13 protein-coding genes are annotated in these 15,202 nt (G+C 38.9%); 5 read left to right on the top strand and 8 right to left on the bottom strand.

The features are described 5' to 3' along the window. Nucleotides 1–11: 11 nt before the first annotated feature. From cysN to galE, 5 genes are all read left to right on the top strand, one after another. Complete coding sequence (cysN, locus tag QUE72_RS04390; protein ID WP_286271787.1) at nt 12–1,424, top strand: sulfate adenylyltransferase subunit CysN; 1,413 nt, start codon at nt 12–14, stop codon at nt 1,422–1,424. A 112-nt stretch (nt 1,425–1,536) separates the two neighbouring features. After that, entirely contained in the window at nt 1,537–3,264 is a 1,728-nt protein-coding gene (locus QUE72_RS04395; protein WP_286271789.1) for an SLC13 family permease, read from the top strand. Nucleotides 3,265–3,280: 16 nt separating this feature from the next. Continuing rightward, on the top strand, nt 3,281–3,889 hold the full coding sequence (gene cysC / locus QUE72_RS04400; RefSeq protein WP_074500588.1) for an adenylyl-sulfate kinase: 609 nt from the start codon (nt 3,281–3,283) through the stop codon (nt 3,887–3,889). Continuing rightward, nucleotides 3,889–4,845: a DHH family phosphoesterase gene (locus QUE72_RS04405; RefSeq protein ID WP_286271792.1), complete on the top strand. Its 957-nt coding sequence runs from the start codon at nt 3,889–3,891 to the stop codon at nt 4,843–4,845. The genes cysC and QUE72_RS04405 overlap by 1 nt, the downstream gene beginning before the upstream one ends. Before the next feature lie 29 nt (nt 4,846–4,874). Next, a complete protein-coding gene (galE, locus tag QUE72_RS04410) occupies nt 4,875–5,888 on the top strand; it encodes a UDP-glucose 4-epimerase GalE (RefSeq protein WP_286271794.1) in 1,014 nt (337 codons plus the stop codon). Between the two features lie 45 nt (nt 5,889–5,933). Here galE and QUE72_RS04415 read toward each other — a convergent pair whose 3' ends face one another. From QUE72_RS04415 to QUE72_RS04450, 8 genes are all read right to left on the bottom strand, one after another. Then, nucleotides 5,934–7,154 (bottom strand): EAL and HDOD domain-containing protein, encoded by a 1,221-nt coding sequence (locus tag QUE72_RS04415; protein WP_286271795.1) that lies wholly within the window; start codon nt 7,152–7,154, stop codon nt 5,934–5,936. Nucleotides 7,155–7,851: 697 nt separating this feature from the next. Beyond that, nucleotides 7,852–8,565, bottom strand: a complete 714-nt coding sequence (locus tag QUE72_RS04420) for a DUF3379 family protein (RefSeq protein ID WP_286271796.1) — start codon at nt 8,563–8,565, stop codon at nt 7,852–7,854. Then, nucleotides 8,558–9,073, bottom strand: a complete 516-nt coding sequence (locus QUE72_RS04425) for a sigma-70 family RNA polymerase sigma factor (RefSeq protein WP_083602162.1) — start codon at nt 9,071–9,073, stop codon at nt 8,558–8,560. The genes QUE72_RS04420 and QUE72_RS04425 overlap by 8 nt, the downstream gene beginning before the upstream one ends. Nucleotides 9,074–9,257: 184 nt before the next feature. After that, nucleotides 9,258–10,904 (bottom strand): BatD family protein, encoded by a 1,647-nt coding sequence (locus tag QUE72_RS04430; RefSeq protein ID WP_286271798.1) that lies wholly within the window; start codon nt 10,902–10,904, stop codon nt 9,258–9,260. Continuing rightward, entirely contained in the window at nt 10,898–12,694 is a 1,797-nt protein-coding gene (locus QUE72_RS04435; RefSeq protein WP_286271801.1) for a vWA domain-containing protein, read from the bottom strand. Before QUE72_RS04435 ends, QUE72_RS04430 begins: the two co-directional genes overlap by 7 nt. Beyond that, on the bottom strand, nt 12,687–13,715 hold the full coding sequence (locus tag QUE72_RS04440; RefSeq protein WP_286271804.1) for a vWA domain-containing protein: 1,029 nt from the start codon (nt 13,713–13,715) through the stop codon (nt 12,687–12,689). Before QUE72_RS04440 ends, QUE72_RS04435 begins: the two co-directional genes overlap by 8 nt. Then, on the bottom strand, nt 13,712–14,200 hold the full coding sequence (locus QUE72_RS04445; protein ID WP_074500580.1) for a DUF4381 domain-containing protein: 489 nt from the start codon (nt 14,198–14,200) through the stop codon (nt 13,712–13,714). Before QUE72_RS04445 ends, QUE72_RS04440 begins: the two co-directional genes overlap by 4 nt. Further along, a complete protein-coding gene (locus QUE72_RS04450; protein ID WP_074500579.1) occupies nt 14,188–15,195 on the bottom strand; it encodes a DUF58 domain-containing protein in 1,008 nt (335 codons plus the stop codon). The genes QUE72_RS04445 and QUE72_RS04450 overlap by 13 nt, the downstream gene beginning before the upstream one ends. Between the last annotated feature and the right edge of the window lie 7 nt (nt 15,196–15,202).

Below are 15,202 nucleotides of genomic sequence, written 5' to 3' on the forward strand. Positions count from 1 at the left end.
AGGGCTGAACGATGAGTCACCAATCAGAATTAATTGAACAAGATATTCAAGCTTATTTAAAGCAACACGAAAATAAAGAACTACTGCGCTTTTTAACTTGTGGTAGTGTTGATGACGGAAAAAGTACGCTAATTGGCCGTTTGCTTCATGATTCAAAAATGATTTTTGAAGACCAACTTGCGGCGATTGAAAAAGATAGTAAAAAGTCGGGCACAACTGGTGAAGCGGTAGATTTGGCTTTACTGGTGGATGGTTTACAATCTGAACGTGAGCAAGGCATTACCATTGATGTTGCCTATCGTTATTTTTCAACCGATAAGCGTAAATTTATCATTGCTGATACCCCTGGTCATGAACAATATACGCGTAACATGGCTACGGGCGCTTCTACCTGTGATTTAGCGATTATTTTGATTGATGCACGTCATGGCGTTCAGGTTCAAACCCGCCGTCATTCTTTTATTTGTTCACTACTTGGTATCAAACACGTGTTAATTGCCGTGAACAAAATGGACTTAGTTGATTACAGCCAAGACCGTTATCAAGAGATTAAAAAAGAATATCGCGAGTTTGCCGATCAACTCGCTTTCACTGATGTTCGCTTTGTGCCTATTTCAGCGTTACGTGGCGATAATGTTGTTGAAGAAAGCGAGCATATGTCGTGGTACCCAGGTGCGACACTAATGAAGCTTTTAAATACAGTAAATGTTGAAAACAACGACACCTGTACTGAGTTTAGATTTCAAGTGCAATATGTAAACCGCCCAAATTTAAATTTCAGAGGCTTTTCAGGTACTGTTGGTTCAGGTCATATCAGGGTTGGTGATGAAATTGTAGCGTTACCCTCAGGCAAACAGTCGCGTATTAAATCTATTGTTACTTTTGATGGTGATTTAGAGCGGGCTGATAAAGGGGAAGCAGTCACGTTAACCCTTGAAGATGAAATTGATATTAGTCGCGGTGAGATGATTGTACGTAAAGGTGCTGTTCCTTTAACGTCGAAAGAATTTAATGCTTCTGTTGTTTGGATGCATGAAGACGAACTTGAAACCGGCCGTGAATATTACATTAAACATGGCAGCAAGCTCACCACCGGTCATGTATCAAATATTGCATATAAAATTAATGTAAATACCATGGAAACGACCGCCGTTAGTCAATTAACCTTAAACGAAATTGGTTCGGTTAGCTTCTCTGTGGCTGAGTCGTTGCATTTTGACCCGTACCTAGAAAACCGTGCTACTGGTGCGTTCATTATTATTGATCGATTGAGTAATATCACCGTAGGTGCAGGTATGATCACTGGGGCTGCAGAATCAACAGATGATCATCAATTTAGTGAATTTGAAAAGGAATTTAACGCCTTAGTACGTAAGCATTTCCCACATTGGGGGGCGCGTGATATTGCTAAACTCCTAAAGTAACGTCTAATTACTTTTATTGATATTAGTTGCTTAACGCATAGACTTCACTTGCATATATGTTAAGCAGCTGATAAATATTTCATATCATTTGCTGCTAAAGGACAAACATTAAATGGTAGCATCACAATGGGCATTGATTGCCCTTTTCTGTTTAACCTTTGCTGGGCTGATAAGGTATCAGCGGGTACCTGAACGTGTTTTTGCCTTGGCCATGATTACGTGTTTAGGTTTTTCTTTTGTTGAAACAGATGATGTATTAGCCAATGCCGTAAACCCAGGTCTAGTGACGTTAATATTATTGGTGTTGGCTTCTTTTTCTTTTGAACGCACCAGTATTTTACGCCGTCTTTCTGCTGTGATGATCAACGGTAAGCCGTTTATCTCTACAGTAAAAACCCTTGTCTATACTGCAATTGCATCTGCGTTTATGAATAACACTGCCGTTGTTGCTGCACTTATTTCTACCATTAAAACTAATCGTGTGATTAACCCAGGGAAACTTTTACTACCGTTATCATTTGCAGCAATTTTAGGTGGTACGCTTACCTTAGTTGGCACCTCAACAAATTTAATCGTTAATACCATGCTGATTGAGCAGGGGAGTGACGGCCTTGGCTTTTTTGATTTTACGCCGATAGGTATCGTTGCGTTAATCATTTGTTTAGCCTTAATTTTATTTAGACAACACTCTTTGCCTGATATGGAAGTTGAACAACTTAAAAACCCAGATTATTTACTAGAAGCACGTGTTAGTAACGACTCTAAAATGATAGGTCAAACAGTTGAAGAAAATGGTTTACGAAGTTTAGATACGTTATTTTTAGTCGAAGTGATTCGTAATGGCAGGCTGATATCTCCGGTGGCACCTGATGAAGTGATATTACGCGGTGATAAACTTATTTTTACTGGTGATGTGTCGAAAGTTAAGGTGTTACAACAATTTGATGGCTTAACGCTATTTGCCGAACAAGATGGTTTACTCAGAGATAATTTGACTGAAGTGTTAATTAAACCTGATTCAGCCGTGGTTGGTAAAACGTTAAAAAGAGCAGGCTTTCGTGCCAGATTTGATGCTGCTGTAGTGGCCGTTCGTCGTGAAGGTGCTGCGCTTTCAGGTAAATTAGGCTCATTGATTATTCAACCCGGCGACTTTCTTGTATTAGCCGTGGGGAATGACTTTAGTACACGTACTAACTTAAGTAAGAACTTTTACATCTTATCGGGGCACCAACCCGATAATATGCTTTCTGGTTGGCGTGATTCGTTAACCGTTTTTGGTTTTATCGCTGCGGTTATGGCGTCAGTACTAACAGAAGTATCTTTATTAAAAGTGTTGATGTTTTATATCGCGTTGTTGGTTTTTACGGGTTGCTTAACGGTGAATGAAATAAAGCGACGCTTTCCACTGGAAATTTGGATGATAGTGTTAGGGGCGCTTACTTTAGCTAAAGCACTTGAATCAAGTGGTGTGGCGTTATTATTAGCAAATTATATTGAGCATTTACTTGCTGGGCAAAGCGCTTATATCACGTTGATTGTGATTTTTGTCGTTACACTACTAATTACAGAGCTAGTGACAAACAGTGCCGCAGCTGCGCTTATTTTTCCTATTGCGTATAATATTGCATTAGGTTTAGGAGTTAGCCCATTACCCTTCGTATTAGCTGTTGCTTTTGCCGCAAGTGGTAGCTTCATTAGCCCCTTTGGCTACCAAACCAATGTTATGGTTTACAATGCGGGTAATTATAAGTTGCTTGATGTGGTGAAATTTGGCGTGCCGGTTTCATTGGCTTATTCGATTGTCGTGTTAACTTTGTTACCTACTTTCTTTCCTTTTTAACGTGAGATACCTCTAAATGAAAACTGAAAATACCGTTTGGCATCAACAACAAATTAATAAGGTACAACGGGCTAATATTAAAAAACAACGTCCTTGTTTATTATGGTATACCGGTTTAAGCGGGTCAGGAAAATCTACGGTTGCAAATGCAGTGGATGCGTTGCTGTTTGAACGTCAATGTCATACGTATTTGCTTGATGGTGATAATGTACGACATGGCTTGAATGGTGATTTATCGTTTAGTGATGAAGATCGTATTGAAAATATTCGCCGGATTAGTGAAGTATCAAAATTGTTTGTTGATGCGGGGCTAATTGTCTCTACTGCGTTTATTTCACCTTTTGCGTCAGATAGAAAAATGGCACGTGAAAAACTAGCAACGGGTGAGTTCTTAGAAGTGTATATTGATACGCCGATTAGTGTCTGTGAGCAACGTGATCCAAAAGGCTTGTATAAAAAAGCCCGTGCCGGAGAAATAAAAGACTTTACCGGTATTGATTCTGATTATGATATCCCTTCGGCACCAGAAATACATATTAAAACGGCAGAATTGACAATCGTTGAATGTGCCCAACAAGTTGTACAATTTTTAGAAGACAACCATTATATTTCAACAGGTTCATAATGCATTACGATATTTTTAATGGCGATGCCGATGGTATTATTTCATTAGTACAACTACGTTTAGCCAATCCTAAAGAAAGTACCTTAATCACAGGTGTTAAACGCGATATTAGTTTGTTAAAACATGTTGATGTTGCAAAAGCTCATTCAGTAACGGCTTTAGATATTTCGATGGAAAAAAACATTGAAGCTCTGAATGAATTGCTAGCAAACAATGTAACCGTTTTTTATGCTGATCATCATCGTCCTGGCTCAATTCCAACATCCGATAACTTATCTGCGCATATCGATACTGACGCAAATACTTGTACGGCGTTAATTGTTAATCAGTATTTGAATCAGCAATTTCCATTGTGGGCGATTACCGCTGCTTACGGTGATAATATGCTAGAGGCTGCGCAAGCGTTGTCAGATGAACTTAACCTTTCAACCAATGAACGTGACCAATTAAAGCGTTTCGGTATTTATATAAATTATAATGGCTATGGTAGTTCACTCGAAGATTTGCATTTTACGCCTGAACAGCTGTTTAGAGAATTGGTAAAATATTCAAACCCTTTCGATATTATTAACCAACCAGGTTCTGTTTTTTCTCAATTAGAGCAAGCTTATCATCAAGACATGGCGAATGCTGAACAGGCAAAAGTATTGGCTGAGAATGACATCTGTAAAGTTATAGAGTTACCTGATGAGCCTTGGTCCAGACGTGTAAGTGGTGTATTAGGCAATGAACTTGCGAATAAAACACCTAATAAGGCGCATGCCGTGTTTACCCTTAACCTCGATCACACGTATACTGTAAGCTTAAGAGCGCCATTAACTAATAAACAAGGTGCTGGTGATATTTGCGCACGTTTTGCAACTGGTGGTGGTAGAGCGGCTGCAGCAGGTATTAATCAGTTAGCAGCGGAAAACGTTAACGCGTTTGTCACAGCAATTAGCGATTATTATCGTTAAAATATAGACTTTTATACAAAGGGGAAGTAATGAAGTTATTAATTACAGGTGGTACGGGCTATATTGGCAGCCATACAGTTGTTGAATTATTATCTTTAGGACATGATGTTGTTATTGTTGATAATTTAATTAATTCTTCGGAACTCGTTTTATCTCGTATCGAAAAAATTACCGGTAAAGTGCCGCAATTTGTCAAAGCTGATATATGCGATCGCAATGCCTTAAATGATGTTTTCTCGACGTATAAACCTGAAGCAGTTGTACATTTTGCTGGGCTAAAAGCCGTTGGTGAGTCTAATGAGATTCCACTGAGTTATTACCATAATAATGTAACAGGTTCAGTGGTGTTATTCGAAGTGATGGCTGCTCATAACGTTAAAAAGTTGGTGTTTAGTTCTTCTGCAACCGTTTATGGTGAAAATAATGTATCACCGCTTGATGAAGCAATGCCTACTTCAGCGACAAACCCTTATGGTCGCACTAAGTTAATGATCGAAGAAATTTTATTTGATTTAGCCAAAAGCGACGCGGATTGGTCGATTATAAATTTACGATATTTTAACCCTATTGGTGCACATCAATCAGGGCTTATTGGCGAAGATCCTAACGATATTCCCAATAATTTACTTCCTTATGTTTCTCAGGTAGCGATTGGTCGTTTAGCACAATTACAAGTGTTTGGTGACGATTATGACACACCTGATGGAACAGGTGTTCGTGACTATATTCATGTGGTTGATTTGGCGTTAGGGCATATTAAAGCGTTGGAAGCGTTATCAACTCACTCTGGTTGCCAAGCAATAAATCTTGGCACTGGTAACGGTACCTCAGTTTTAGAAATAGTTAATGGGTTTAGCCATATTAGTGGTAAGGAAGTCCCTTATAAGGTTGCTTCTCGACGTGCAGGGGATATTGCAACAGTATATGCGAATGCAGCGTTGGCTAAAGAGGTGCTAGATTGGAAAGCAGAGCGAAATTTAACTGAAATGCTAGAAGATACTTGGCGTTGGCAGTCTACGAACCCTGAAGGGTACACAAACTAAAAAAGCCGCTTTGCGGCTTTTTTAACTTTATGGGCGAATGATGTATTATGTCGATAATTGACATTGTTCATCAGCCCAAGCAATAGCATCATTATAACTTTCTAAAACAGGCTCTTTTTTTAAGTCTAGTTTTTCCATGACTTTATTGGTTTTTTCCCAGTCGGCGTGTTCAATTTGCTCAACAAGGATCACTAACGCTGCAAGTACACCTTTTTTGGTGATCAGCGCATCTTTTATCTCTTGCGCTAATGGTAGCTTGTCCATAATGCTTGAAAGCTCTTCATCAAGTATCGCATCAATTAATGATAATAAGCCCGTTAAGAAGGCAATAGAGGTATCTATAGGGGCATTTATATCTTTTGATATCATTTCGCAAAATTTTGCTCGCGTCATGGCCGCGTTGATTAATTCATTGGGTTTATCTGGATTAACATTAGTCGCAAATAATAGCCCTAAAAAACGTTTAAGTTCGCCAGATCCTAGCGTAACCAGCGCTTGTTTAATGGTTGAGATTTCATTACGTCGTTTAAAAATAGCAGAGTTCGCATAACGTAATAGTTTATAAGATAGGGTTACATCACGTTCAAATACATCAGTAATGGCGCCAAGATCAAGTTCTGGCTTTGATGTTTCATATAATAGTTCAGCCATTGCCATTTGTGATGGGGATAATGATTTAGTTTTTATCATCTCTGGCTTAGCAAAGAAAAAACCTTGAAAAAGTTCAAAACCAAGTTCTTGTGCTTGATGATACTCTTCGTGAGTCTCGACTTTTTCAGCGAGTAATTGAATATGGTCATGGGCTGAAATCGCCACTTTTATCTGCTTAATTTGTTCAATACTTGTGGTTTGCCAATCAATTTTAATGATCTTTATAAACGGGTAAAAATGGGCCCAAACATTTTGATGCTCATAATCATCTAATGCAAGGGTGTAACCTTTTTCAAATAAAGACTGACAAAGTGCTAACAGTTTTTTCCCTGGTTTAACGGTTTCTAATATTTCAACAACGATTTCTTCCGGCGTTAGCATTTCCGGAAGGCCTTTGCTGAGTGTTTCCAATGTAAAATTAATAAACGCAGGTTTTTTGCCTGTAAATTCGCTGATCCCCATGTTGAATTTACTAGCATCAATCATCTTGCTGGTCGCTTCATCACCATCGATATCAGGGAAAACATTGTTGATGTTGTCACGAAAAAGTAACTCATAGGCAAACAATTGCTTTTCTTTATCTAAGATGGGTTGGCGAGCTGCGTAAAAATACATAAAGTTTCCTGCACACTTATTTACTACGAATATAGGAGAATTACCGTTGAATTTCATCATTTTTATTTTAATTCGATGAAATAGGGAAGTATATTGTACTTAATTAGAGCGTGTTGATCTTTGCTGTTTAAGTTTTGTTCAATTTAAACGCCTTCTGATCGCGGCACTTGGATTATTGCATAGTCATTCTATGGTTAATTCAAGTAACAAAGAGCAGGAGGCGTTTAGTTGAACCCTTCGGGCTGTATCTGTTTGGCATTTCTACTGTGTTAACGCTTGACTGGAGTAGAATAACTACATGGCGCAAGTGTTGCCTTGTATAAATACCAAACAAATTGCGGAAAAAGTAAACATGAAAGATCAACACGCTCTAGTAAAACTACGTTAGCAGTTTTATTCGTAATTTATATTGAGGGAATGATTGTTATGTTAAACGACAGTGAAGCATTTAACTAGCATTAATAATGGAATCAGAGTGTTTAGTGGAAGTTGGCTCGTTTCAATGGTAATTAGCTGAACCCAAAGGGCAGCGTTTTTTGTTATTTATACGTCGTTATTGCTTTTTCATGTGGAATAACCACACATTAATCGCAATGCCTTGTCTAAATACCAATAAACGGCTGCAAAAATAAACGCGAAAGATCAACAGGCCTTAATTTATTAATTCTGATGTCTTAACAATATTGTGGTGTTTCGATTATGAAAACCATCGTAACTGATTTTGTAATTTTAGCTGCCATTGCTTTAACGGCTCAGCTTTATCCCCAACAACAATTATGTGGCTATCATTAGTGCTGCTAACTATGCCGTTGTATTGATGATTATCAAAAACGGTTTTATAGGATAAATGTTTACTTTGAGGTACGACAAAAATATTCACGGGGCTATTTTTGCCTCGAAATACCATATGTAAGCTTTTTATACCGTCAAATCGGCAAAATTCTGCCATTAATAAGTCTCCCATTGAATCGGTAAAGCTTCCGTTAAATGATGCCATTTTTTTGTTAAGTGCGCCTAAGGGAATATTAGCTTCTATACTGTTAGAGAAGTATTTTGCTTCATGATTAACGTGAGCAATAGCGTAATCACCAACCGAGTCATAAGCATGAGAAAACTGCAATTGATTAACTGTTAGGCCAATTGCCAAGGTGATGGAAGCAGCAAGCGCTACTCTAATATACTTCTTGCGTTTTTGTTGCTGATGACTTGCCAATGATTGACGTAAGATCAATGTTTGACAAAGGTCATCAGGCACAGGAATATTAAGCGCATTTGAGATTTTATCATCGAGTGCCTCTACTTCTTGTGCAAATTTTAATTTTGCAGGATCTGTACTCTTCGCCTTAAGTATTTCAGGCGAATTGGATTTGGGATCTGCATAAATTTCACGTCTAAATTGCAAATCATCCATTTTGGAAACCTCGCATAATTGGTTCGTCTTCTAGTGCGTCTTTTAATTGATTTCTCGCGCGAAATAGCCGAGTCATCACGGTATTTTTATTAAGAGATAACATGGTTGCGATTTCTTCACCGCTAAAGCCGCCGATCACTTGCAGTACCAGAGGCTCTCTATATTCTTCAGGCATTTTAGCAATTTTATCTCTTAGCCATTGATTTTCAATTTCTTGTTCAGCGTTAGTGGATTTTACATCTTGTATTGTTGCTTCTTCATACTCACTCATCTCAAATCTTTTACGTTCGAAACGTCTTGCGTTTTCTCTACGTAAAATAGTAATTAACCATGACTTCGCCGCTTTTTCATCTTTTAATGAATCTAATGCTCGCCATGCACGTAAAAAGGTTTCTTGCACTAAATCTTCTGACACTTGACGGTCATGTGTGAGCCAAAAGGCATAACGATAAAGATCGCCATGTAATGCCTTCACGAGTGCTTCATATCTAACTTGTTTTGTCGCCATGGTGTTATAGACCTGAGCATAACGAATTAAATTTCTTAATAAGAAAAAATTTATACGTTGTTTTGCGTTGCTCTAATTATAGGGTATTTGGAGAGGGCTGTATGTACGAAGTAAAGAAAGCAGTTAGAGGGCATCTCTTCGCTGCTTTCTCATTTTAACATTGACCGCTAATGCACAACTAAGCTTATGGGTTAAGTTGAAAACCATTGTTCTGTTGTTGTGTACTTTGGGTTTTATTTACTTGCTGGATTGCTTTCGCTAGATTGTCACCCTGCCATGCAATGGGGGCTTGTCCATATTTTGCAAGTTGCAGTTCTTCAATGGCAGCGATAAGCGGTTGATTATTTGTTGATGCTAGTAACTGACTAATAGTAGAAACTGATTGTAGATTTAAACTGTTATACCAAGGCAGTAAATGGGTAAAAACTTGTTCGCTATTATGTTTTTTACAGGCCGCTAAAAGTCCTAAGTAGTGATCATTTACCTTGGATACAACCGCTGTTTTTTGCGTACTTTTTTGTTTTTGATACGTAATCAACCATGCCAATAATGTTAACAGCCACAATGCGAGAAATACCCATTGAAGTATAGAGGCTTTTTCTACGTATACTGTTTTTTCAATCGGGGTTTGTGTTGGCGTTATTTGTGCTTCGTTTGGTGGTAAAACAAACTCAGGTTGTTCAGTATTCGCCGCTATGGTAATAATTTGTGCTGGAATGACTGCTTCTTGATATTCATTGGTCACGGTGTTCCACCAAGGGATAACCATTTCAGGCAACTGGTAATTTCCAGGTTTATTGGCAACGATGGCAAAGTTACGAACCTTTTGACTGACTAATCGATTGTTATTCATACCTGTGTGAAGTTCAGCTTGATCTGGGTATACCTTCAACCCTGCAGGTAATAACATTTCTAATTCTGGTAACTGTTCTTCTGATAGCCCCGCAGCGGTTAATGTGATCACCCGTGTAATGGGTTCACCGACTTTAAACTCCGTAACGTTTGGCTGCCATTCTTGGTGAATGGATAATAACTCGCTAGGTAACCATGTACCTTGATAGTTTGTCGGAATCGCGTTAACGTTAATGGGAATTTCTTCTCCGATGACACTGACAGGTTTCGTTTCTGCAAAGCTTAAAAAGCTATTTCTACGCGTTGAAGGCACCATGATTTCGCCTGAAAATACTGGTGATTTTAACGTAAATTCACCGCTTTTTTGCGGGCTAATAGCATAGGTTCGTTCAATAACTCGATAACGAATGCCATTGATGATTGTTTCACCTTCCTTGTCTTTACCTACTTGAGTGATATTTGCGCCTTCAAGTTCGGGTTCTGTTAGGCTGCCTCTTTTTAATTCCGCAGCGAAATGTAACTTAATGGTCAACGTTAATTGTTGTTGAACATAGACATCTTTTGCAGAAATATCCGTTGTGATAAACAACGTTTGCTGTGTGTCGGTATTGTTTTCGCTTGCGTTAATGACTTTTACGTCTATTGGTTTGGTGGTTACGCCATCCACTGTTAGTGGTGGAATCGTGTAATTTCCTGCCTTTCTGGCAATTAATACTGTCGTCCAACGGGTGGTGCGAGTTGTTTTAAAGTTTACCATGCTCGTTTGCGAACTAACTGAGGTACGGCCTACGATAAAATCTTGCATCAACGCTGATGTATCTAAAGCGTTCGTGTCAACATCATCATTTGCGACTACCGTTAATACGAATGACTCATTAACAATCACTGGGTTTTTGTCGATAGTTGCAGTAACTTCAGTTAACGCGTACGCATTTACTGTAATAAATAACGTTAAAAGGGCGGTTAAAACTTTTACCACTTTTTCTGTGCTCCTACGCTGGTTCTATTTTGACGACGTTTTTGATATTCCAACTGCATTTTATTACGCAATAATAAGTAAGGATCATCAGTGACTTTATTTAACAGTTGCTGATGCTTTTGCTCCATTTCTTGTTCTTGTTGGGCTTTAGCTGCCTTAGCTTGTTGTTCCTGTTGCTGCTCGGGTTGCTGCTCAGGCTTTTCTTGGGCTTGATTTTCTTGTTCAGGATTTTGCTCTTGTTCTTGCTCTTTTTGCTGGTCTTGAGCTGCCTGTTGTTGCTGTTCTTTATTTTGCTCTTGTTGGTCTTCACTTTGCTGCTGATTTTTTTCTTGTTCTTGTTGTTGGTTTTGATCGCTTTGTTGTTCGTTATTTTCTTCTTGTTGATTTTGATCTTTATTCTGTTGATTATCTTGGTTTTGTTGTTGTTCTTGTTGCTGTTTTAATTGTTCTACCAACGCTTTATTTTCTTTGGCGTCTTGTAGCTTTGGGTTTAACTCTAACGCTTTATCGTAGGCAGCAAGTGCCTCGTCGAATTGTTGTAATTTAGCCAGTGCGTTTCCTTGATTGAATAAAGCATCGGCGTTGTTACCCTTTGAAAATGCGTCAAGTGCTGCTTGATAGTTACCCGCTTGGTAATGTGCACTGCCTTGCCACATTGGATCTTCAAAAGTATTGGCAGCTTTTTCATAATCTTTAGCGTTGTATAAGGCTTGACCTTGTTGATCTTTCGTTTGCCATAAATTCTGCCAGAAGTCAGCATAAACGGGCTTGCTTGGTGTCATTAAGAATAAAATAGGTACTAGGGTAAGTAGTTTTCCACGACGGAAATATAGCAAAACTAAAGGTAACATTAATAACACTAGGTAAGGTCCAAACTCTTGCCATTGATCGCCGGTCTGTGAACTTTCATTGTTACTTTCTGCATCGTGCTTTATTGGCGGTAATACAATGGTGTCAATATCTTGATTACTGTTTACCATGCGTGCATATTGTCCTTTGCCTTGTGCTGCAACGGTGGATAATAAGTTTTCTGATAACTTGGGTACCACAATCGCACCACTGTTATCTTTGAGTAATTGACCATTCGGTAATTTTATTGGCGCACCAGCGGTTGTTCCGATCCCCATTATATTTAAACGATATGGGTTTTCTCTGACCCAATTCGTGAGATCTTGTACATCTTCTTGATCAATGCCGTCAGTAAACCAATAGACATCGCCTTCAACATGACCAGCATTTTTTAACATATCGCTGGCTAAAGCCAAAGCTGCATATGGGTTACTACCAAGAGCAGGCATAAGATCTGGACTTAAAGACGGTAACAGTAATTCAATGTTGTTAATATCTTCTGTTAATGGACTAATGGTAAAAGCATCGCCTGCATAAGCGATTAAGCCTATTTCACCTTCGTTCAATTTTTCTAATAAGTCTATGGCTTTGTAGCGAGCTCTGGTTAACCTATTAGGGGATATATCAGTTGCATACATTGAATACGACATATCCATAATTAACACCGAACCACGTGCCAATTGATATACAGGCTGGGGTAATTTTTTCCAGGTTGGGCCAGCAAGTGCCACGATCGCTAATAATCCTATTAAAAAGGGAATAGTTAACGATAACCCCTTTGCACTCTGTTTGCCTTCGATGAGTACATTTGCTAAATGTTTAGGAATTAATTTTTGCCAACCCGATTGATTAACATTATGTTTCTTCAGTAAATAAAGGGTAATAATTAACCCTACGGTAGCTAACAACCACCAAGGTCGAATGAAGTGAAAATCAGCCATTATTATCACCTACTACTTGTGTATTTTTTGATTTTCCTATTGGTCGATATATTGAAATATTTAACCATAAAATGTAACTAAAAACGATAATAGCAGCAAATGCTAAAGGGTAATAAAACAGGGCGGTTAATGGTCGCATTTGTTGCTGTTCTTGCTCAACAGGCTCTAGTTGATCGAGTAATTGATAGATTTCTTCCATGTCTTCACTGCTTCGTGCGCGGAAGTATTTACCACCGGTATCTACAGCAAGTTTAGTTAATGTTTCTTCATCTAACTCACTTGATGGATTTACGCGGCGTTTACCAAATAACGAACGTTGGATCATCACATCAGCACCAATACCAACAGAATAAATCGTCACGTTTTTCGCAACAGCTAATTCTAGTGCTTGTTCAGGTAATATTTTACCCGCGGTGTTTTGACCGTCAGTTAATAACAAGAGAACGCGGTTTGAATCTTTCTTTTCGGCAAAACGTTTAACGGAAAGCGCAATAGCATCACCAATTGCAGTTTGCTTACCAACCAAACCTAGTACCGTTTCATCGAGCATCTGTTTGACGGTTTTTCTATCAAAAGTCATGGGCGTTTGCATATAGGCGTCATCACCGAATAAGATCAAACCGATGCGATCACCAACTCTGCGATCAATAAAGTCTCCTAATAGTACTTTTAACATATCAAGACGATTAACGGTTGCGCCATTTAAGCTCATGTCTTCCACTTGCATACTGCCAGACAGGTCGACGGCAACCATAAGTTCTCGTCCTTCAGTGGGAATATTTACAGGCTCGCCTAACCACTGTGGTTGACTCGCTGAAACTACCAGTAAAACCCATAATAATGCCAGCAATGATATAGGTGTTTTCTTCTGATTACCTAATAAGGTTTTAGGTGTGTTTGAAGAGACTAAAACCGGCATTTTCAGTGGCGCAGCTTCATTGCTTGCGGTTGCGGGTAGAAAATACATGATTAATGGCAAAGGCAGTGCTAATAACACCCAAGGCAATGCTAATTCGATCATTGAGCAGGCTCCAGTTGCGTTGGTTTAGATTCTGCTTTGGGCGGTAATGCACAGTTTATCCATAATATCGCTTGTTGTTTCAGTTCATTTAATGCTTCTTCATCATTTGCGTTGCGATAGTGCGCTATTAACAGTTCTGGCAAGTTTTCAGCAATTAATGCTTGTTTTTTCTCTGGCATAACTGAAATTAAAAAATTGGCAAACGCTTTACCATGAAGCTTCGCAACATGGCCTCGTTGAAAGTAACGCATAGAAAGCCACTTTAGTGTTGCAATAATTTGCTCTGCATTCATGTCTGTTGAGTTGAGTAACGTCATCGCTTGTTTTTTATCAGCAAGCAGTTTTCTTTTTTGCACGATTTTAATCATGACAATAATTAACAAGATAACGAGCGCTGTTAATAGCAGCCACCATCCCATTGCAACAGGCCATTGATGGACTTGCTCTGGTAAATGAATGTCTTTTAATTGGGCTAACGGATCCATGGTGCAACTCCGTTTTTGATTTGTTGTTCTAATGATTGTCCGGCACAAAAATGCAACAAACGAGCACCTGCTTTCTCAAGTAGGGCTTCTTTTTCAGAGATCAGCGATTGAGCATGCGCTGCATATTCCGCTGCTGTGTTTTGATCGCCTAGGGTTAATTGTTGTTTATGCTGTCCGTCAGTAATACTGACATTTACTTTTGTTTTTACCGAAGGCAACTGGTGTTCAAGTGGATCTGAGATCAAGCAAACTACTAATTCACAATGGCGGTTAATATTGGCTAAGTGCCGTATAGCTTCATCTGATGTATGATGACCATCGGTAATAAAATACACTAAACTGCCCGGGCGAGAAACCTGTCTTAATCGTAAACAGTTTTGCGCGAATGCATGTGTTTTTTCGTCAACATCTGGACTATCTTGTGCCAATAACAAGCTTGATTGTTGATGACATGTCGTTAAGGCATGAAGGTAATGTAACACGCCTTGCTGTCTGCTTCGTGGTTTCAATTCGGTATGAGAGGATTCGTTAAACACAATACCGCCAAAACGATCACCGCGTTGTTTGGTATGCCATGCCAATAACGCGGCTAAATGCGCAGCCTGAACAGATTTGAACAATAACTTACTGCCAAACAACATATTACTGCTTAAATCAGTTGCCACAATCACAGGGCGCTCTATTTCTTCACGAAATAATTTGGTATGTGTTTCACCCGTTCGAGCAGTGACACGCCAATCTATGGTGCGAATATCATCGCCTGTTTGATAATGCCTTACTTCATCAAATTCCATACCACGACCTTTAGTGCGAGCTAAATAGTTACCCGCTAATTGTCCGTGTAAGTTTTTATTTGCCGTAAGATTAATAAGCGAAGCTTTATTTTGGTATTGAAGCAGCTCATTGATCGTAATAGATACACCGTTAGCCATTAAACTGGCTAATTGCTGGCTAGGATCAAAGGTCGCTGTTGGTGTTTTAGACTTAAACCACATGTAACAA

Origin of the sequence: Thalassotalea hakodatensis (genome assembly GCF_030295995.1) — a bacterium.
In the GTDB taxonomy this organism is placed as follows: domain Bacteria; phylum Pseudomonadota; class Gammaproteobacteria; order Enterobacterales; family Alteromonadaceae; genus Thalassotalea_C; species Thalassotalea_C hakodatensis.